Origin of the sequence: Hydrogenophaga aromaticivorans (assembly GCF_013387465.1) — a bacterium.
GTDB classification, from domain to species: domain Bacteria; phylum Pseudomonadota; class Gammaproteobacteria; order Burkholderiales; family Burkholderiaceae_C; genus Hydrogenophaga; species Hydrogenophaga aromaticivorans.
This window is the reverse complement of sequence record NZ_VYGV01000028.1, coordinates 307598-326439: the sequence shown is the minus strand read 5'-3', so window position 1 is coordinate 326439 and position 18842 is coordinate 307598. Positions and strand designations below refer to the sequence as shown.

Genomic DNA, 18842 nt, shown 5'->3' with positions numbered 1-18842 from the left:
GACGCCGTCCTGGCGGACCTTCAGACAAGGGCTGCATGCGCTGCCAGCACCCGGTCCACCATCACACCGGCCTGGCCCAGGTGGTTCACCGGGTCACACAAGGATTCGAGCTGGGGGCGGGTCAGGTGCTGCTTGATCTCCGGGTGCGCTACCAGGATGTCGATCAACGGACGGTTCTCGGCCAGCGCCTGGCGGCACAGGTCGTACACGAGGTCGTGGGCGTACTCGCGGCCCAGGTACGGGCCCAAGCCCATCATGACGGCCTCGGACATGACCAGACCGTTGGTGATGTCCATGTTGGCCCGCATGCGGGTGGCGTCCACCTCCAGGCCCTGCAACACGAACTTGGTCTGTTTCAGTGCACCCGACATGAGACAGAAGATCTCGGGCAGCGACACCCATTCGATTTCCCAGGGGCCTGTGGAACGTTCGTGGTCGGCCACCATGGCGTCCATCAGGGCGGCGGCGTGCTGGCGGGCGACAGAGATGTTGGCGTGGATGTAGAGGCAGGAGATCGGGTTGCGCTTCTGCGGCATGGTGCTCGACGAGCCGCGACCGGGGGCATAAGGCTCGAACACCTCCCCCACCTCGGTCTGCATCATCAGCTTCACGTCCATGGCGATCTTGCCCAGCGAACCGCCCACCAGACCGAGAAAAGCACCGACTTCGGCGATGGTGTCGCGCACCGTGTGCCAGGAAATCAGCGGCTGGGCCAGACCCAGCTCCTCCATCAACGCGGCCTGGGTTTCCATGGCGCCGTTCTCCAGCGACGACAACGTGCCCGAGGCGCCACCAAACTCGCCCATGAGCACACGGGGCTTGAGCTGTTGCAGGCGCTCGCGATGGCGATCCATGCCGGCCAGGATGCTGGCCATCTTGTAGCCGAAGGTGATCGGTGTGGCCTGCTGCAGGTTGGAGCGTCCGATGACGGGGGTGTCGCGGTACTTCTGTGCCAGCACGGCCAGCGCATCCGAGATGTCCTTGAGGTCCTGCTCGACCAGCGCGAGGCCCTCACGCATCTGCAGCACCGCAGCGGTGTCGGTGATGTCCTGTGTGGTCGCGCCCCAGTGGCAGTACTCGCCCAGGCGATCGCGGCAGTTGGCGTTGATCTGGTTGACCACCGCGATGATGGGGTAGCCGATCTGCTCGGTCTTGGCCTTGAGCTGGTCCCAGTCGATCATGGACAGCTCACAGTGCTGGACGATTTCGTCAGCGGCTTCCTGCGGGATGATGCCGAGCTGCCCCTGGACCTTGGCCAGGGCGCGCTCGATGTCCAGGTACTTGGCGGTGCGGTTCTCGTCCGACCAGACATGGCGCATGCGGCTGTCGCTGAAGATGTCGCCGAAGATGCGGGAATCGATGATGGTGGCAGCCATGGTGTTCCTCAAAAGAAAGCTGGGGTTCAGATAGGAAGGCCCGCCAGGGCCAGAATGCGTTGGGCGCGCAGCGCCACGGGCTTGTCGACCATGCGGCCGTCGACCTGGATGGCGCCCTGGCTGCTCGCGGCCTGCCAGGCACTGTTCACGCGCGATGCCCAAGCCAGCGTCTGCTCATCGGGCCTCATGGCCTCGCGCACCACGCCCACCTGGGTGGGGTGGATGCACAGCTTGGCGCCGAAGCCAAGGCCGCGCGCGTGCAGCAGGTCGCCAGTCACGCGCCCGGCCTCAAGCTCGGGTGTGACGCCAGCCACCGGCGGCGGCAGCTCTGCGGCTCGCGAAGCCATGGCAATGGCCGTGGCGGCCGCATCGAGCGCGAAACCGGGACCGGGCAGGTCAAGGTCCAGCAGGTAGTCGATGGAGCCGAAGGCCAGGCGCGAGACCTGTGGCGCGCGGGCGATGTCGTTCAGGCCCATCACGCCGCGCACGGTCTCGATCAAGGGCAACACCCGGGCGCCGGGCGCCATCCGTGCATGAACGGCGGCGATCTGATCCGCCGACTCGCACTTGGACAACATCACCTCGCCAACAGGTTGCGCCGACAGCCAGACCAGGTCCTCGGCGTGCCAGGGACTCAGGGCGTCGTTGAGTCGCACGAGAATCGCAGCGCGCGCTGTGCTGTCCAGCGTGGCGATCCAGGCGCCGATGGCCTCGCGGGCCTGCGGCTTGTCGGCGGGTGACACCGCGTCCTCCAGATCCAGAATGACCCGATCCGCGCCACTGGCCAGCGCCTTCGCAAAACGCTCGGGACGGCTGCCCGGCACAAACAGGTAGGTGGTCGGCATCACACCGCCCCCTCTTCGCGCAAGGCCTGAAGCTGCGTGGCGCTGTAGCCGAGTCCGCTCAGGATGCTGTCGGTGTGCTGGCCCAGTGAGGGCACGGCGTCCATGCGCGGTGCACCCTGGCTCCAGGAACCCGGCGGCAACAGGGCGGGAACCGCCCCGACCGAGGTGTCCACCTGGGTCCAGCGCTGGCGCTCCTGCAACTGCGGGTGCGCCCAGACCTCGGCCATGGTGTTCACCTGGGCGTTGGCGATCTGTGCCGTTTCCAGACGCTGCACCACCTCGGCGGCGCTTAGCCCGGCGAAGGCGGTCACGATGATGTCGTAAAGCGTTGCACGTGCGGCCACGCGCAACGGGTTGCTCGCGAAGCGCTCGTCAGCGGCCAGCGCGGGCTGCAGCAGCACCTGCTCGCAGAAGGCTTTCCACTCGCGCTCGTTCTGCAAGCCCAGCATCACGGTCTTGCCGTCCCCGGCGGGGAACGGGCCGTACGGATAGATGGTGGCGTGGCTGGCGCCGGTGCGCTTCGGGGGCGCTGCGCCTTCGAAACTGTAATACAGCGGGTAGCCCATCCATTCGGTCAGGGCCTCCAGCATGGAGATGTCGATGTGCTGGCCCTCACCGGTCTGCTGGCGGTGCAGCAGCGCGGCCAGGATGTTGGTGTACGCATACATGCCGGCGGCGATGTCGGCGATGGAAGGGCCGGCCTTGGACGGCGTGTCTTCGGTCCCGGTGACCGAGACGAAACCGGCCTCGCTCTGGATCAGCAGGTCGTAGGCCTTCTTGTCGCGGTAGGGGCCGCTGTCGCCATAGCCCGAAATATCGCAGACGATGATGCCCGGCCTGGCAACCTTCAGGACCTCGTAAGAAAGGCCCAGACGAGCGGCAGCACCCGGTGCGAGGTTCTGCACCACCACGTCGGCCTCTTCTTCAATGATCCGCTTGAGAATCGCCTGCGCCTCGGGGTGTTTGACGTCCAGCGTCAGGCTTTCCTTGCTGCGGTTGGTCCAGACGAAGTGCGAGGCGATGCCCCGCACGCGGGTGTCGTAGCCGCGGGCGAAATCGCCCATGCCGGGGCGTTCGATCTTGATGACGCGCGCACCCAGGTCGGCGAGCTGGCGGGTGGCGAACGGCGCCGCGATGGCGTGTTCGAGCGTGACGACAGTGATGCCTTGAAGCGGTTGCATGGTGCGTCCTTCAGCGCAGCGTGGCCACGGCGTCCATGGTCAGCCAGCCCTCGTGGTCCTGCGCCCAGAGCTTCACCGTCTTGCCATCGGCCTGCGGCGCACCATTGACACGGAACGGGTGCAGGTCGAACGTGGGCCGCACCGCCTTGAAGCTGAAGCTCGCCACGTCGGCACCCGGCAGGTGGCGGCGGATCTGGTCCATCAGCAACGTGGCAATCAAAGGGCCGTGAACGATCAGGCCCGGGTAGCCTTCGACCTGGGTCACGTATTGGCGGTCGTAGTGGATGCGGTGGCCGTTGAAGGTGAGCGCGCTGTAGCGGAACAGCAGCACGTCGTCCGGCACGATCTCCAGCTGCCAGGGGGCCCCAGTGGGTGCGACCACCGGCGGAGGTTCCACATCGGTCGCCTGTTTGGCTTCCCGGTAGACGATGTCGTGGTACTCGACGATGGCAGGATCAGGCGCTCCGTTGCATCGCAGTTCGTGGCGCACCTTCACAAACACCAGCTTGCCCGTCCGCCCGGCCTTCTCGGTGACGTTGGCGATGGTCGAGGTGCGCTCCACTTCGTCGCCCACCAGCACTGGCGAACGGAACTCAAACTGACTGCCCGCCCACATGCGCCTGGGCAACGGGACCGGCGGTAGAAAGCCGCCCCGTTTCGCATGCCCATCAGCGCCAATCTCACTCTGCCGGTGCAGCGGCAGAAAATACAGCCAGTGCCACAGCGGGGGCAGCGGTGTCCCGGGCACCACCGCCATGGCGGGGTGGTCGAGGGTGGCGTTCAGCGCCTTCACGGGCGTGGCACCGATGGTGTCGTGCACCGATTCCTGGCGACCGATCCAGTCCGAGATGTTTTCCATGGTTCTTGACTCTTCTGAACTGGCTCTGAATGATCATTCCGCGGTGAGCTTGGCTTTCGTCACCACGTCTTTCCACTTGACCAGCTCGCTCTTGACCATGGCACCGAGCTGCTCGGGCGTGCTGGTCTCGACATCGGCGCCGTGATCTTCCATTCGCTTGATGACGTCCTTGTCCCTCAACACGTCGTTCAGTGCCTTGTTGAGCCGGTCCACCACCGCCTTGGGCGTCTTGCCGGGCGCAAACAAGGCGTACCACTGCTGCACCTCCACGCCATCCACACCGGCCTCCTTCAGGGTCGGCACATCGGGAAGCAAGGGCGAGCGCTTCGGTCCGGCCACGGCCAGCGCCTTGAGCGTGCCGCCTTTCACGTGCGGCAGCGCCGTGAACAGACTGGGAAACATGAACTGGGTCTGACCGCCGATGGTGTCGTTCACAGCCGGGGCTGCGCCCTTGTACGGCACGCCCAGCATCACGACGCCCGCATTCAGCTTGAACAGTTCGCCGGCGAAGTGAGGCGCGGTGCCATTGCCCGCTGTGGCATAGGTGTATTTGTCGGGTTTCGCCTTGAGCTGGGAAACCAGGTCCTTGACGTCCTTCACGGGCGTATTGGCATTTGCCACCATCAGCGTGGCCGAGTAGCCCACCAGGCCCACCGGCTCGAAATCGGTGACAGGGTCGTAGCGCAGCTTCTGCAAGGCCGGGTTCATGGCGTGGGTCGCGATGTAGCCCAGCATGAGGGTGTGACCATCGGGCGCAGCGCGCGCCACAAACTCACTGGCAATCGAGCCGTTGGCGCCAGCGCGGTTCTCCACCACGATGCTCTGTCCGAGCATGGGGCCCAGCTTCTGGGCAATGGTGCGAGCCATCAGGTCGTTGCCGCCACCGGCCGCCGTCGGAACCACGATGGTGATGGTCTTGGTGGGGAATGCCATGGCCAGTGGCGTGAGGGTGATGGCCGTGCCCACGATCATGGTGGCGAGCAGCTTGTTCATGTCTTGTCTCCTGTTCGGGTCGGTGTCGGTGAACCGGTGCGAAAGGCCTTGAGGGGTCCCATCCACAACCGCAAGCGAATGATGTTCCGAGTCGATGCTGCTGTGAATTGCATATTTGATATGGATTGATCCACAATTCACATCAATCAGATCCGGGGATTTTCATGGCCATCAACTTCGATCTCAACGACCTGCTGGCCTTTCGGGCCGTGGCTGAGCTGGGCAGTTTTCGCAAGGCGGCGGAGTCGGTCCACATCTCGCAGCCGGCGTTCAGCCGGCGCATCGACAAGCTGGAAAGCGCTCTGGGTACGCGCCTTTTGGAGCGCACCACGCGACGCGTCAGCCTGACTGCGGTAGGCCGGGACTTTGATCGCCAGTTGCGGCACATCCTGGACGCGCTGGACACCACCTTGCTGGGCATTCGCGGCGTGGCGGCCACCCGAATGGGAGAGGTCACGATCGCGTCGGTGCCCTCGGCCGTCAACTACTTTCTGTCGCACGTGATTGCGGTCTACCACGAGCGCTATCCCAAGATACGGGTGAAGATCATCGATGGCAGCGCGAACGACGTGCTGCTGGCCGTAGCGCGTGGCGAGGTGGACTTCGGCCTGAACTTCATCGGCTCACAGGAAGCCGATGTGGAGTTCGAGCCGTTGCTGGAAGAGCAGTTCGTTGCAGCCTGTCGGCGCGATCATCCCCTGGCGAAAAAGAAGCAGGTGCGCTGGACCGAACTGGCGCAATACGACTACATCTCGGCCGGCAAGTCCTCGGGCAACCGGCTGCTGATCGACCAGGCTCTGGCCGGCCTGCCGGGTCAACCCCAGAGCATGTACGAGACCCAGCATGGCACGACCATGATCGGCCTGGTCGAAGCGGGCCTGGGCGTGGCGGTGGTGCCCTCCATGGCGATGCCCGGATCAGACCACCCGCTGCTGATGAGCGTTCCGTTGGTAGACCCTGTTGTCAAACGCAAGATGGGGTTGATCAGGCGCCGATCGACGGTGCTGTCCCCCGCCGCTCAGCAGCTTTATGACTTGTGCTCAGAACTGCAGGTGAAATCCAAAGATAGAAGAGGTCGGTGACGTGCTCAAGACAATCGATGGCATCCCTGTACAGCAGCCCCCGCAGGTGGTCGGTCCTGGACTCGTCGACGACGACCTCGACGAAGCGGCAGACTTGTGGGGTTATGCAGCAACGCCCCCGGCAAGGCGCCGTGGCGCAGGCGGTTGCGCCGCCCCTCGCCCATCATCAGCTCCCTGAAGTCGGCTACACGCTGACCTTCGGACACAGGTCCTTCAGGCAACCCGCCTGTTCGGCAAGGCGCTCGCCGTTCATGTCGGCCACCACCACCGCCGCGCCAGCTACCCGAAATGCCTCGGTGATGGGCCGGCCGATGCCGCTGGTCGCTCCGGTCACAAACATGGTCTGGCCGGTCAGGTCGAACATGGAAGACCGTTTCGTTGAAGCTCCGGCGAAGGTTTTTTCAATGGAATGAGGCGGTCCCACCGATCGCTCGCTTCAACCATGTAGTGCACGGTGAGCACCACCCGCTGGAACACCCATCGCCCATCGATGCGGATGTATTCGTCGTCAAATCGACCAACCACGTAGTAACTTTTTCCGTCGCGTACCGGGCGGCCATCCAGGTAGCTGGTCCCCGTGCCGCGGTCGCCATCGACCTGAATGGCGTGGCTGTGCAAAAACTGCCTTGCGGCCTGGACGGGGAACGACACGAAGAACTCGCGGATGTTTTCCTGGCCGCCAGCGGCGGTGATCTCGTCGGCCACCGCTTGGGCACGTTCCTCAAACAGGTCGTTGACGACGACCCGTGCGCCTTCAGCGGCCAGTTCCAGGCAGATTTGGCGCCCGACGCCTTGACCGCCGCCTGTGACGAGTGCGACCTGTCCGTTCAATCCCAATTGCATACGATTCCTTTGATGATGTTGTTGAAAGTTGGTTTTTGATTCAGCGCCCGACGAAACGCGGTGCGCGCTTTTCGACAAAGGCGCGCATGCCTTCGACGCGGTCTTCGCTGTCGACCAGCATGGAGGCCGCATAGCGCTCGTATTCGAGCCCGGAATCCAGGTCGGTCTGCATGCCGCGGTTGATGGCGCGTTTGGCAAAGCGCACCGCCAGGGGCGGGTGTTGGGCGAGGCGCCTCGCCCATTCCATCGCGGTGGGGAAGAGCTCTTCAGCGGGCATGACGCGGCTGACCAGTCCCATGCCCAATGCGGTGGTGGCGTCGATGAGGTCGGCCATGTGGATCAGTTCCTTGGCCCGGGCTTCGCCGATCACACGCGGCAAGCGCTGCGTGCCGCCTGCGGCCGGGATCACCCCCAGCTTGATTTCGGGCAGGCCAAAACGCGCGGTGGACGCGGCCAGCCGGATGTCGCAACACAGGGCGATCTCCAGCCCGCCGCCCAGGGCCACGCCGTTGATGGCGGCGACCACGGGTTTCTCGAACTCTTCGATGTTGCGAAACAGGTCGTGGGTGGCCTTCTGGCGAACGAAGTACTCGCTGCCGCACACCACTTCACCCGCGCGTTCCTTGATGTCGGCACCGGCGCAAAACGCCCGGTCACCGCTGCCGGTGACGAGCACCGCTCGCACCTGGTCGTCGGTGCGGGCCAGTTCGAAGAAGGCGCGGGCAAGGTCGGCCTTCATCGTGCCGCCCAAAGGCTGGCTCAAGGCCATGCGCGAAGCCGCCCGCGCGCTCGACATCCTGTTCGTGGTGGACGAGGTCATCACCGGCTTCGGCCGCACCGGTCCCATGTTTGCGTGCGATGCGGAAGGTGTCGAGCCCGACCTGATGACCGTGGCCAAGGGCCTGACCTCCGGCTACGTTCCCATGGGCGCCACGCTCATGTCCGACAAGGTCTACGCAGCCATTGCCGACGGTGCACCCAAGGGAGCCCCCATTGGTCACGGCGCCACCTATTCAGCCCACCCGGTGAGCGCCGCCGTGGCGCTGGAGGTGCTGCGCCTGTACGAGGAAGGTGGCGTGCTGGCCAATGGCCAGCGCGTGGCCCGTACCTTCGGCCAGGGCCTGGACGGCTTGCTGGCCCACCCGCTGGTGGGCGACTCGCGCCACCGTGGCCTGCTCGGCGCGCTGGAACTGGTGAGCAACAAGTCCACCAAGGCCGGCTTTGACACCGCACTGGACCTGCCCAACCGCATGGCGGCCACCGCCTACCAGAACGGCATCGTCTTCCGCGCGTTCGGCGACAACATCCTGGGCTTCGCCCCGGCCCTCACCTTCACCGAGTCGGACTTCGGCCTGATGTTCGAGCGCCTGAAAAAGACGCTCGACGATGTGCTGGCCGAGCCCGATGTGCGCGCGGCATTGAAAGACTGAGCACTGGCATTCCACAGGTCGACAGGCCGCTGCACAGCTGCACAGCTGCACAGCTGCACAGCTGCAGAATATCGGGATACCCTACAGTCCACAGGACTCCGTGATGAACGACGCCACCAAGATCGACCGCCTCGACCTGCGCATCCTGGCCCAGTTGCAGAAAAACGGGCGCATGACCAATGTGGACCTGGCCGATGCCGTGGGCCTGTCGCCCAGCCCCTGCCTCATCCGGGTCAAGCGGCTGGAACAGGCGGGCTACATCGCCGGCTACGGCGCGCACCTGCGGCTGGAGAAGCTGGGCGATACGCTCACCGTGTTCACCGAAGTCACGCTGGCCGACCACCGCCGCGAGGACTTCGCCCGCTTCGAGGCGGCCATCCGAGAAGAGGACGAGGTGCTCGAATGCCACCTGGTGAGCGGCGGCTACGACTACCTGCTGCGCTTCCTGACCCGTGGGGTCATCCACTACCAGGAGGTGATTGAAGAACTACTGGAACGCAATATCGGGATTGCGAAGTACTTCAGCTACATCGTGATCAAGTCGCCGTTCATCAAGACCCACTGCCCCATCGAGCGCCTGTTTCCGCACCAGCGCTGATGCAGCAGCAAAGGCAGCGCGGCCTCAGACGCGCTGCCCGCTGGCGGGGTCGAACAGGTGCGTATGCGCACCGTCCACCGCCAGCCGGATGGTGTCGCCCGGCCGAGAGGCCACCCGCTCACGGAACACGGCCGTGATGGGCTGTCCGCCCGCGGAGGCCATGACCTGGGTCTCCGAACCGGTGGGCTCGATCACCTCGACCGTGGCCTCGAAGCCCGCATCGTCGAAGCGGAAGTGCTCGGGACGGACGCCGTAGATCAGTTCCGCACCGATGCGCGCGCCGGGCACCGACGCACAGGGCAGCACATGGCGACCATTGAGCAGCAGCCCGTCGGCCTGCAAGCGGCCCTTGAGCATGTTCATCGCCGGGCTGCCGATGAAGCCGGCGACAAACAGGTTGACCGGGTGGTCGTACACCTCCAGCGGTGTGCCCACCTGCTGGACCACACCGTCATTGAGCACCACGATCTTGTCGGCCATGGTCATCGCTTCCACCTGGTCGTGCGTCACGTAGATGATGGTGGTGCTCAACCGCTGATGCAGCGCCTTGATCTCGGTGCGCATCTGCACGCGCAGCTTGGCGTCCAGGTTGGATAGCGGCTCGTCGAACAGGAAAACCTGCGGATCGCGCACGATCGCCCGCCCCATGGCGACGCGCTGGCGCTGGCCACCCGAGAGCTGCTTGGGGTAGCGGTCCAGCAGGTGCTCCAGGTCGAGGATCTTGGCTGCCTTGTCCACCTTGGGCGCGATGTCGGCCTGGGGTGCGCCCTTCATCCTGAGCGAGAAGGCCATGTTCTCCTTGACCGTCATGTGCGGGTAGAGCGCATAGCTCTGGAAAACCATGGCAATGTCCCGGTCCTTCGGGGGCATGTCGTTGACCACCTTGGGCCCGATCCGGATCTGGCCCTCGCTGATGTCCTCCAGACCGGCCAGCATGCGCAGCAAGGTCGACTTGCCACAGCCCGATGGACCGACGAGGGTGACGAATTCGCCGTCGCGGATGTCGACGTTGACACCGCGGATGATGTGGACGCTGCCGTAGCTCTTGCGCACGTCCTGGATGGTGACCGATGCCATGTTGTCTCGCTTTCTTGTTCAATGGTTCCGTGGCCTCAGCCCTTGACCGAGCCTGATGTCAGACCGGCCACGATGTGCTTCTGGGCCGAGAAAAAGATGATCACCGCCGGCAGGATCGTCAACGCAATGAACGACAGCACCAGGTTCCAGTCGGTGGAGTACTCGCCCTGGTAAGCCATGATGCCCAGCGGCCAGGTGTAGAGCGTGTCGCGGTTGAACACCACCAGCGGCAGCAGGTAGGCGTTCCAGCTGGCCACGAAGACGATCACACCCACCGTCGCCAGGATCGGCTTGGACAGGGGCAAGATGATGTGCCAGAAGAAGCGGAAATAGCCGCAGCCGTCGATCAGGGCCGCCTCGAACAGTTCGCCCGGCAACTGCTTGAAGTAGTTGCGGAACAGCAGGATGCTGGTGGCCAGTCCGAACGCGACCTGCGGCAGTACCACGCCCCAGTAGGTGTCGAGCATGCCGAGGTCCCGGATCTTGATGAACAGCGGCAGGATGGCCGTCGCCGCAGGGAACATCAGGCCCAGCAGGATGTAGTTCAGCAGGAAGTCCGATCCGAAGAAGCGCACCTGCACGAACACGTAGGCCGCCATGGCCGACACGATCAGCGTGAGCACAACAGTCAGCAAAGCGATGATGAGCGAGTTGCCCATCAGTTGCCAGTAGCGCCCCCCGGACAGGATGTCCCAGTAGTTCTTCCATTCCCAGTCCGAGGGCAGGCCGAAGGGGTTCACGCGCAGCTCGCCCAGCGACTTGAAACCGCCGAGCACGGTGACGAGCATCGGCACCAGCACGACCAGCGCCACCAGGAGCAGCGGTGTGTAGCGCAGGATGGGCGGCATGCGGCCGGAGCCGGCCGATTCAGAAGCGTGAAGATCAGTCATGGCGCATCACCGTCCGTTTGTAGCCAAAAGCGAAAGCGACGCACATCACGAAGAGCACGACGCCCACCGCGCTGCCGAAGCCGATGTCCATCCGCGTGAGCCCGTAGCTGTAGAGGAAGCTCACCATGGTCTGGGTGCTGTCGTTGGGACCGCCACCGGTCAGCGCCATGATCAGGTCGAACTTCTGGATTGACGACAGGATGGCAAAGAAGATGGTCAGCCGAACCGTCGAGCCCAGCAGCGGCAGCGTGATGCGACTGAACACCTGCCAGCGCGAGGCGCCGTCGATGCGCGCCGCCTCGTAGAGGCTGCGGTCGATCTGCTGCAGGCCGGCGATGTACAGGATCATGTAGAAGCCGAAGTACTTCCACACCGAGACCGCCAGCACCGCGTAGATGGCCATGTCGGGCTCCGCCAGCACGTGCGGACCGACAGCACCGAACATCTCCCACAGTTTGGCGAACAGGCCGTAGTCGCCGTCGTAGACGAAGCGCCAGATCAAGCCCGTCGCCACTTCCGCCAGGATGTAGGGCAGGAAGAAGATGAGGCGAAATGTGGTGGTCAGCGGCACGCGGTCTACCAGCAGCACCGCCAGCCCGAGGGCCAACGGCAACTGGATCAGCAAGGTGGCCAGGATGACCAGCACGTTGTTGAACAGCGACAGGCGGAACACCGGGTCCTCAAACAGCAGTTCGAAGTTCAGCAGACCCACAAACTGGGAGGGCGAGCCGAAGCCGTTCCACTTGAAGACGCTGTACCAGACCGCCTCGCCCATGGGCACGACCACGAAGATCGTGAACAGCAACAGGGCGGGCGGCAGGAACAGCCACGCGACGGCGCCGTTGCCGCTGTCGCGGGCCGATCGGCGTCGCGGCGCCGACCGGGAAAGTGTGCTGGCCGCCGCTGCGCTGCCCGCGGATGTGGTCATGTCGCTCACAAGCCTTGCTCCATCAATGTGCTTGCGTCAGTTCGACGCGGCGCGACGCCATGCCTGCTGAATCGCGTTGGCGGCGTCCGCCGGCGAGGTCCTGCCCGCAGCGATGTTCGAGGCCATGTCGTTGACCACGGCACCGGCCAGGGGGCCCAGGGCCTGGTCGAAGTTGACCTGCACCAGTTGCGACTGCTTCACGCTCTGCAGCGTCTGCTGCAACAGCGGACGGCTGATGGCCTTCATGCTTTCGGTCACCGGCGGGATGTAGAGGCCCTTCTCGGCGGCCACGCGCTGGTTGTCTGCTTCTGAGAAGAAGCGCAGGAATTCCACCGTCTCCTTGGGCGAGTCCTTGGTGACGATCCAGCCGTTGAGGTTGCCCATCACGTCGCCCGGGTTGCCCTTGCCGCCCGCCACCGTCGGGAACGGCAGCCAGCCGATCTTGTCGTCGGGCAGGCCCTGCTTGTCGGCCGCGTTGTCCTTCATGACGTTGAGCACCACGTTGAGTGTGAGGATCATCGCCGCCTTGCCGTCGCCGAACTGGCCCGAGGCCTGTGCGTTGTTGGCCGCCAGGAAGCCGGGCTGAAAGGGCTTGAGATCCACCAGCTGCTTGAACAGATCCCCGCTGCGCACGAAGGGTTCGGACGCGAAGCCCTTGCCCTCCCCCCGCATGGCCGAGTCCAGCGCCGGCCTGCCGCCGGTGCGCATGGCCAGGTGCGACCAGTACAGCGACAGGGGCCACTTGTCGCCACCACCTACCACCAGCGGCGTGATGCCGGCGGCCTGCAGCTTCTTCACACCGGCGAGCAGGTCGTCCCAGGTCTTGATGGCGTTACCGTCCACCCCGGCCTTGGCGAACAGGTCCTTGTTGTAGAAGAAACCCACCACCGACATGCGCAGCGGCACGCCGTAGAGCTTGCCGTCCACGTCGTAGGCCTGCACGGCCGCGGGCAGGAAGCGGTCCTTCCACTGCGCGTTCATGGGCGCGCTCAGGTCCTGCAGCACGCCGGCCTTGACCTGCTCGCGCAGCACGCCACCGCCCCAGCTGTACAGGATGTTGGGCTTGTCGGGTGACTGCAGCAGCGTGGTCACCTTCTTCTTGAAGGATTCGTTCTCCAGCGACTGGATCTCCACCTTCACCCCTGGACGGGAGGCTTCGAAGCGCCGGGCAACGTCGTTGTAGAAGGCATTGACAGCGGGGTTCTGGTCGATGTGCAGCAACCGGACGGTCACGTCCGCGGCATGCACCCCCGTTGTGGCGAGGGTGGTGACGGCGCTGACCAGCAAGCTGGAGAGAAGGTGAGAGAGTCGCATGCGGTGTCTCCTTGGTTGTGTTTTGTTCAGAACTTGACGCGGAAGCCGATGTCGAACTGCGCCTTGCGTTGCGCCGGTGTCCAGCCATCGCCGCGGTTCAGGCCGACGTTGGTGTAGAAGCCGAGCTGGCTGTCGGCCCAGTACTCGAGTCCAGCGCCGAACCGGTTCTTCTTCTCGTCGGCCTGGTTGAGGTAGCCGAGCATGTAGGTGAACTTGCCGGCCGGGATGACCGCGCCGATGGAACGGCGGGTGATGCTCGCCGTGCCCACGCCGCTGTCGCCGCGCTCCCACTGCGCCATCAGCGTCGCCACGCCGAAGTTGTAGCTGCCGTACAGGCCCCGGGTCTCCTGCTGCTGGATGCCGCGGTCGATGGCGGCGGCCACCGAGACCGCGCCGGCTTTGTACTGCACGCCCAGGGCGCGTGGCGTCGTCGGATCGGCGATCGTGGCGTTGTTGGTGTTGCCCTCGCTGTCGCTGACGGAGAGGTGCCCCCTCAGACCGCCCAGTTCGGGGGTCTTGTAGTAGAGGGTGTTGTTCTGGCGGACCCCGCTGTTGATGCCGCCGGTGTGCACGTTGGCCACCGTGGTACCGCCCTTCCAGGGCTCGTAGCCGCCGTTGAATTCCTGCAGGGCGTTGAGCATCCGACCTACCCGCAATTCGCCCCAGCTGGCGCCTCGAAGACCCAGCCAAGAGTGGCGGTAGAGCTGCACGTCGCCCGGTGCAGACGCGTTGGCACCCGGGGCGTTGTCGCCTGTGTTGGGACGGAACCGGTGCTCCAGGTAGGCAAAGGCCTCCAGGTCCGGCGAGAAGTTCTTCTGACCCTTGAACATGACGCGGTTCAGCGGTGGGCCCGACGACGTCATCTTCCAGTCGCTGCCATCGGGCGTGCCCACGCGCTGCAGACCAAGGTCCAGCCACACGCCCAGGCTCACGCTGGAGGTCGGGTTGATTTCGTGGGTGATGTCGGCGTGCGCAAGCGTAGCGGCACCGAGTATTGCAGTCAGGAGTATCGTTTTTTTCACAGGGTGGTCCCTCATCGGTTCGGTTGTGGGCAGCGCCAGTGCTCTTGAGCAGTGCGTTGGCGCGGAGGCAATTCTTGGTTGGTGGGCACCTCATGCATGTCCCCTTCGATTAGCACGGGGAAGTGCCTATATGGGACCAGCGGGCGGATCAGGCCTCGCCGCCGAGCAGCGACTGCACGTCGCGTTCGTCGAGCGGGAAGCCGGGGAACTGGGCCAGTCCCAGCAAGGGGACGGCCAGGATCGACTGGCGCCCCACCGGATCGCTCAGCAGTTGCCCGGCCCGTCCGCGCGCGCCGCCGCGCTGCTCGAACAGCGCCTGCAGCCGGAGCCCGAGCACCGGGTGGGCCACCCACTCTTCCATCGTGGACCAGCCGGTGAGCGGTCGCTCGACCGGCGTGCGCTCCAGTTCGACGGTCTGTGTCAGCCGGATGTCGCGCGACGACGCCCCCACACGCACCTCGACCTCACCCCCGTGGAACCTCCAGCCCAGGCCTGGCAGGCGGTAGCACATGCGCTCATGCGGGATGTCGATCTCGACCCGGGTAGTCTGTCCCGGGGCCAGATCCACCTTGGCAAAACCGCGCAATTCCTGGGGCGGACACACCGCCAGACCCGAGCGGTCCTGGATGTAGACCTGCACGACCTCGCCGCCCCTGCGCGCGCCGGTGTTCGTGACCGACACCTGCACGGTGAGCGCCAGTTCGTGGCCCGCAGGATGGGGTTGAACGCCCAGATCCGCGTAGTCGAACCGTGTGTACGACAGGCCGTGGCCAAACGGGAAGTCCACCGCCATGTCCCGCGCGTCGTAGTGGCGGTAGCCGACATACAGGCCCTCGCCATAGCGGACGTGGCCGTTCTCGCCGGGGTAGTCCAGATAGGCCGGGGTGTCCTGCAGACGGCACGGTATGGTCTCGGCCAGCCGGCCGGAAGGATTGACATCGCCCAGCAGCACATCGGCCACCGCGTCGCCGTGCGCCTGGCCCGTCAGCCAGAACTCGACAATGGCGTTCGCGTGGTGGCGCCACGGTGCCGTCGTCACCACGGCGCCATGGCTCAACGCGACGACGAGGTTCGGTGCCACACCGGCCAGGGCCTCGATCAGATGGATCTGGTTGTGCGGCAGGTCGATGTGTCGCCGGTCGCGGCCTTCCGCCTCTGCGGCATCGGGCAGGCCCAGAAAGAGCAGCACCGTGCCGGCCCGGCCTGCGAGCTGGAGAGCCTCCGCCACGAGGTCCGCCTGCGGTTCATTCGAATCCAGGCGATAGCCGGGAGCAAAGGCCACGTCGGTGGATGCACCCAGGCGCTCGCGCAACGCATCCAGCGCATGGACCAGCCGATGGGCATTGACGCGCGAGCTGCCCGCGCCCTGGTAGCGCGGCGAACGGGCGAGCTCGCCGATGACGGCCAGCGTCCCAGTGTCTGAAGGTTGCAGCGGCAGGGCCTCGTGCTCGTTCTTGAGCAGCACCGCCGAGGTCGCCGCCGCGTGTCGAGCCAGGGCATGTTGTGCGGCCATGTCCACCTCGTCGCCGTCGTCAAAGGCAACCCGCCCGGCCAGGCGTTGAAGGCGATGGACGACATCGTCCAGGCGCGCCTCGGGAATGTCTCCCTGCAAAGCGGCCTGGTGGACCGTGTCGACCTCGGGCACCCCCGGCATGCGCAGGTCCAGCCCGGCCCGCACGGCTGCCACCGGGTTGTAGACCGCCCCCCAGTCGGACACCACCACACCGTCGTAGCCCCATTCGCCCTTGAGCACGTCGCTGAGCAGCCAGTGGCTCTCGTCGGTGTAGACACCGTTGAGGCGGTTGTAGGAGGTCATCACCATCCAGGGCGAGGCCTGCTTCACGACCATCTGGAATCCGCGCAGGTAGATCTCCCACAAGGGACGCTCGTCCACATCGGCGCTGATCCGGTGGCGGTCGACCTCCTGGTTGTTGGCGGCGAAGTGCTTCACGCAGGCGCCCACACCCTGGCTCTGGATGCCACGGACCTGTGCCACGGCACAGAGCCCGCTGAGCAAGGGGTCCTCGGAGAAGTACTCGAAGTTGCGCCCGCACAGGGGTGTGCGCTTGATGTTCAGGCCAGGTCCGAGAATCACCTGCACGCCCCTTGCCCGCGCCTCGCGCGCCAGCGCTGCCCCCACCCGCTCGATCAGCTCAGGGTCCCAGGACGAGGCCAGGGTGACGGCCGGCGGAAAGCAGGTGGCCGGAATGCTCGCACCGATGCCGAGGTGGTCGGGATTCGCATCGTCCTGCAGGCGCAGGCCGTGAGGGCCGTCGGACAGCCGCATGGCGGGCAGGCCGATGGACGGCGCCGCCTGCGTGAGCCAGTAGTTGGCCCCGGTGGTCAGCGACGCCTTCTGGCGCAGAGACAGACCGCTGTCTGCGGCCTCGGTGGAAGGGCGCACCGCGCCTGAGGGTTCCGATCCTGAATCCATTCGGACTCCTTCATATGATGTCGTTGGGTGGGTGCATGGGCCGTGCCCATGCGGGCCGTGGCACTGTAGAGGCCGCCCGCGCGAGAGGATGTCCCTCCGGGTTAGCACAGGGAGAGACGAAGGCGCGGTGCGCGTTCAGTCGGCGAGCCAGGACAGCTCGATGCAGTTCCTGATGCCCAGCTTGGCGTAGGCCCGCCGGCGCAGCGTGAGCACCGTCGCTGGCGAGATGCCCAGATCGGCAGCGATGCCGTCGTTGGTGATGCCGCAGGCAATGCGCGCAGCCACCTGCTGCTCGCGACCGGACAGCCTCGTTGCCCGCGCCCGCAGGAGCGTCTCGGCGCGCTGCACACGTTCGGACACCGTCGCCGAAGGCCGCGTGTAGGGGTGCTGGCAGATCACCTGCCTGAGCAACATGGCCGCCTTGGCCCAGCGCCGGAGCTCGTCGTCCGGGAAGCCCCCCAGGCCCGGCGCCCGCGACGCATGAATGGCATACACCGCCGAGGCTTCGCCGGCCACCAGGAGGCAGGCCTCGTCACCGTCGTGGGCGATGGCCACACGACAGTCGGCCGCGCCACGGCCGTGAAGCCACTGCACCAGAGGGCGGTCGATCACGGACCACCGCGAGCCCTCGCACCCCAGGGGCCAGCCCCGGGTGCCGCCGGGTGCCACATCCTCAGCAACGCCCGCGCGATCGATCAGCCGGGAGATGCCCGGGCGGTGCTCCATGATGGCCAGCCGGCGCAGCATGGCCCGGCCGGACAGCCAGTCGAACAGCCCGACCGCCAGCTGGCGCCGGCGCAGCGTGGCCAGCAGGCGCAGTGTGGCGCCTGTGGGCACCTCGATGTCCAGCGGCACCGTGCCCAGTTGCCAGGAACTCGTCATCACCGTGCTTCAGGCCGCCAGGTGGCGCAGGTCCAGCCGGTCATGGATGCCCAGCTTGGCATAGGCCCGCTTGCGCAGTGTGGCGACCGTCGAGGCGGCGATGCCCAGCTCGGCGGCAATGAATGTCGCTCTCTGGCCATCGGCGATGCGAGCGCAGATCTGACGTTCACGCCCGGACAACGATGCGGCACGAACACTGAGACGCACCTCCGCCGAGTCCACACGTTCCCCGGCGCCCAATTCGGCGGGGCTGACGATCCGGTGCGCCTCGCGCACCAGCAGCCCGCAAGGCAGCAGAGCCCGGAGGGCGTCCGAAAAAAACCCGTCTTCCGGCGTGGAGGAGAAAAAGTGCATGGCCCACGCCGTGTTCTGCGCGAGTGTGTACAGCACACTGATTCGCTCGCACAAGCCGCTCCCGCGGGGGAAGTGGCCCAGCCAGCGGGCCGGCGGTTCGACGGCGCTGCGAAGACCGAAAATGGCATCGTCAGAGACCCCTCTGGCCAGCGCCACCAGGTATCCATGCGCAGGATCGGTGATGGAGTCGGTCACCCCTTGCCCGATCTCGCCCGCCGACAGGCGGCCAAACGCTGGCGCGACGACCTGCCGTACTTTCAGCACACCGCCGTGCAGCACGTATTCGATGGCCAGGGACGGGCCGGCATCGATCGTGGAGCACAGCAAACCCAGCATGCGCTCGACCGCCTGGTGTTCCTCCGTGGCGGCGAGGAGTTCGAGCACACGGCCCAGCGGCAGAGAATGCGCCGCTGACAGCTGGTCAGGGGTCCAGCGGACCGACTCGCTCACCGGCGCCAGGCAGCGATGCACCGTGGCCTCGCTCACTGTCGACCCCTGGCACACGGCCGGAACGGGCCGCTGCAAGCCGTGTCCACGGCGTGCAGCGCGGCACAAGGAAATTCGAGCGGCTGCGATGGGCGGTTGTCGGGACTGGGCATGGTCGGCTCCGTGAAAGGTGCGCCAGTCTCGACGGGGCAACGTCATCTGACAATAGGATAGAACGACTAAGTCATATCCATAAACCTAATACTGATGACGCCCCGTGTGCGGGCTACCACAGACACAGCAGCGCA

18 protein-coding genes and 1 pseudogene are annotated in these 18842 nt (G+C 65.6%); 3 read left to right on the top strand and 16 right to left on the bottom strand.

The annotated features are described in order from the left end of the window. Positions 1 to 20: 20 nt before the first annotated feature. Genes pcaB through F3K02_RS26770 form a run of 5 tightly spaced genes read right to left on the bottom strand, consistent with a single transcriptional unit; the run spans position 21 to position 5254 of the window. Positions 21 to 1376 carry a 3-carboxy-cis,cis-muconate cycloisomerase gene (gene pcaB / locus F3K02_RS26790; RefSeq protein ID WP_177139692.1) on the bottom strand — a complete coding sequence of 452 codons (1356 nt, stop codon included), beginning with the start codon at positions 1374 to 1376 and terminating at the stop codon, positions 21 to 23. Between the two features lie 26 nt (positions 1377 to 1402). Beyond that, positions 1403 to 2221 (bottom strand): HpcH/HpaI aldolase/citrate lyase family protein, encoded by an 819-nt coding sequence (locus F3K02_RS26785; RefSeq protein ID WP_177139690.1) that lies wholly within the window; start codon positions 2219 to 2221, stop codon positions 1403 to 1405. After that, positions 2221 to 3402 (bottom strand): CaiB/BaiF CoA transferase family protein, encoded by a 1182-nt coding sequence (locus F3K02_RS26780; protein ID WP_177139688.1) that lies wholly within the window; start codon positions 3400 to 3402, stop codon positions 2221 to 2223. The genes F3K02_RS26785 and F3K02_RS26780 overlap by 1 nt, the downstream gene beginning before the upstream one ends. A 10-nt stretch (positions 3403 to 3412) precedes the next feature. Then, positions 3413 to 4261, bottom strand: coding sequence for an HTD2 family dehydratase (locus F3K02_RS26775; protein ID WP_177139686.1), 849 nt, complete (start codon positions 4259 to 4261; stop codon positions 3413 to 3415). 33 nt (positions 4262 to 4294) lie between these two features. Then, positions 4295 to 5254, bottom strand: a complete 960-nt coding sequence (locus F3K02_RS26770; protein ID WP_177139683.1) for a Bug family tripartite tricarboxylate transporter substrate binding protein — start codon at positions 5252 to 5254, stop codon at positions 4295 to 4297. A 164-nt stretch (positions 5255 to 5418) separates the two neighbouring features. Here F3K02_RS26770 and F3K02_RS26765 point away from each other — a divergent pair, with 164 nt between their 5' ends. Next, positions 5419 to 6336 (top strand): LysR family transcriptional regulator, encoded by a 918-nt coding sequence (locus tag F3K02_RS26765; protein WP_177139681.1) that lies wholly within the window; start codon positions 5419 to 5421, stop codon positions 6334 to 6336. 184 nt (positions 6337 to 6520) lie between these two features. Here the strand turns inward: F3K02_RS26765 and F3K02_RS26760 are convergent, their stop codons facing one another. The 3 genes from F3K02_RS26760 to F3K02_RS26750 are packed head-to-tail and all read right to left on the bottom strand — an operon-like array spanning position 6521 to position 7948. After that, entirely contained in the window at positions 6521 to 6700 is a 180-nt protein-coding gene (locus F3K02_RS26760; RefSeq protein WP_177139679.1) for an SDR family NAD(P)-dependent oxidoreductase, read from the bottom strand. Continuing rightward, entirely contained in the window at positions 6688 to 7179 is a 492-nt protein-coding gene (locus tag F3K02_RS26755) for an SDR family NAD(P)-dependent oxidoreductase (RefSeq protein ID WP_177139676.1), read from the bottom strand. The genes F3K02_RS26760 and F3K02_RS26755 overlap by 13 nt, the downstream gene beginning before the upstream one ends. A 40-nt stretch (positions 7180 to 7219) precedes the next feature. Beyond that, complete coding sequence (locus F3K02_RS26750) at positions 7220 to 7948, bottom strand: enoyl-CoA hydratase/isomerase family protein (protein ID WP_425485647.1); 729 nt, start codon at positions 7946 to 7948, stop codon at positions 7220 to 7222. Between F3K02_RS26750 and F3K02_RS26745 the strand changes: the two are divergent. Both F3K02_RS26745 and F3K02_RS26740 read left to right on the top strand, forming a co-directional pair. Further along, a pseudogene (locus tag F3K02_RS26745) lies at positions 7917 to 8609 on the top strand (aminotransferase class III-fold pyridoxal phosphate-dependent enzyme); the annotation flags it as partial. The gene F3K02_RS26750 and the pseudogene F3K02_RS26745 sit on opposite strands and share 32 nt — an antisense overlap. A gap of 103 nt (positions 8610 to 8712) precedes the next feature. Next, a complete protein-coding gene (locus tag F3K02_RS26740) occupies positions 8713 to 9207 on the top strand; it encodes an Lrp/AsnC family transcriptional regulator (protein WP_177139672.1) in 495 nt (164 codons plus the stop codon). A gap of 24 nt (positions 9208 to 9231) precedes the next feature. Here F3K02_RS26740 and F3K02_RS26735 read toward each other — a convergent pair whose 3' ends face one another. From F3K02_RS26735 to F3K02_RS26700, 8 genes are all read right to left on the bottom strand, one after another. Next, positions 9232 to 10284, bottom strand: a complete 1053-nt coding sequence (locus F3K02_RS26735; RefSeq protein WP_177139669.1) for an ABC transporter ATP-binding protein — start codon at positions 10282 to 10284, stop codon at positions 9232 to 9234. A 35-nt stretch (positions 10285 to 10319) separates the two neighbouring features. Further along, on the bottom strand, positions 10320 to 11174 hold the full coding sequence (locus F3K02_RS26730; protein ID WP_177139667.1) for a carbohydrate ABC transporter permease: 855 nt from the start codon (positions 11172 to 11174) through the stop codon (positions 10320 to 10322). Further along, complete coding sequence (locus F3K02_RS26725; RefSeq protein WP_177139665.1) at positions 11167 to 12102, bottom strand: carbohydrate ABC transporter permease; 936 nt, start codon at positions 12100 to 12102, stop codon at positions 11167 to 11169. The genes F3K02_RS26730 and F3K02_RS26725 overlap by 8 nt, the downstream gene beginning before the upstream one ends. A gap of 36 nt (positions 12103 to 12138) precedes the next feature. Continuing rightward, positions 12139 to 13416, bottom strand: coding sequence for an ABC transporter substrate-binding protein (locus tag F3K02_RS26720; protein ID WP_177139662.1), 1278 nt, complete (start codon positions 13414 to 13416; stop codon positions 12139 to 12141). Between the two features lie 26 nt (positions 13417 to 13442). Then, positions 13443 to 14438 carry a porin gene (locus F3K02_RS26715; RefSeq protein ID WP_177139659.1) on the bottom strand — a complete coding sequence of 332 codons (996 nt, stop codon included), beginning with the start codon at positions 14436 to 14438 and terminating at the stop codon, positions 13443 to 13445. A 148-nt stretch (positions 14439 to 14586) separates the two neighbouring features. Beyond that, entirely contained in the window at positions 14587 to 16872 is a 2286-nt protein-coding gene (locus F3K02_RS26710) for a beta-glucosidase family protein (RefSeq protein WP_177139657.1), read from the bottom strand. Positions 16873 to 17007: 135 nt separating this feature from the next. Further along, positions 17008 to 17754, bottom strand: a complete 747-nt coding sequence (locus F3K02_RS26705) for a helix-turn-helix transcriptional regulator (protein ID WP_218179594.1) — start codon at positions 17752 to 17754, stop codon at positions 17008 to 17010. A gap of 9 nt (positions 17755 to 17763) precedes the next feature. Next, positions 17764 to 18594 carry a helix-turn-helix transcriptional regulator gene (locus F3K02_RS26700; RefSeq protein ID WP_343067178.1) on the bottom strand — a complete coding sequence of 277 codons (831 nt, stop codon included), beginning with the start codon at positions 18592 to 18594 and terminating at the stop codon, positions 17764 to 17766. Between the last annotated feature and the right edge of the window lie 248 nt (positions 18595 to 18842).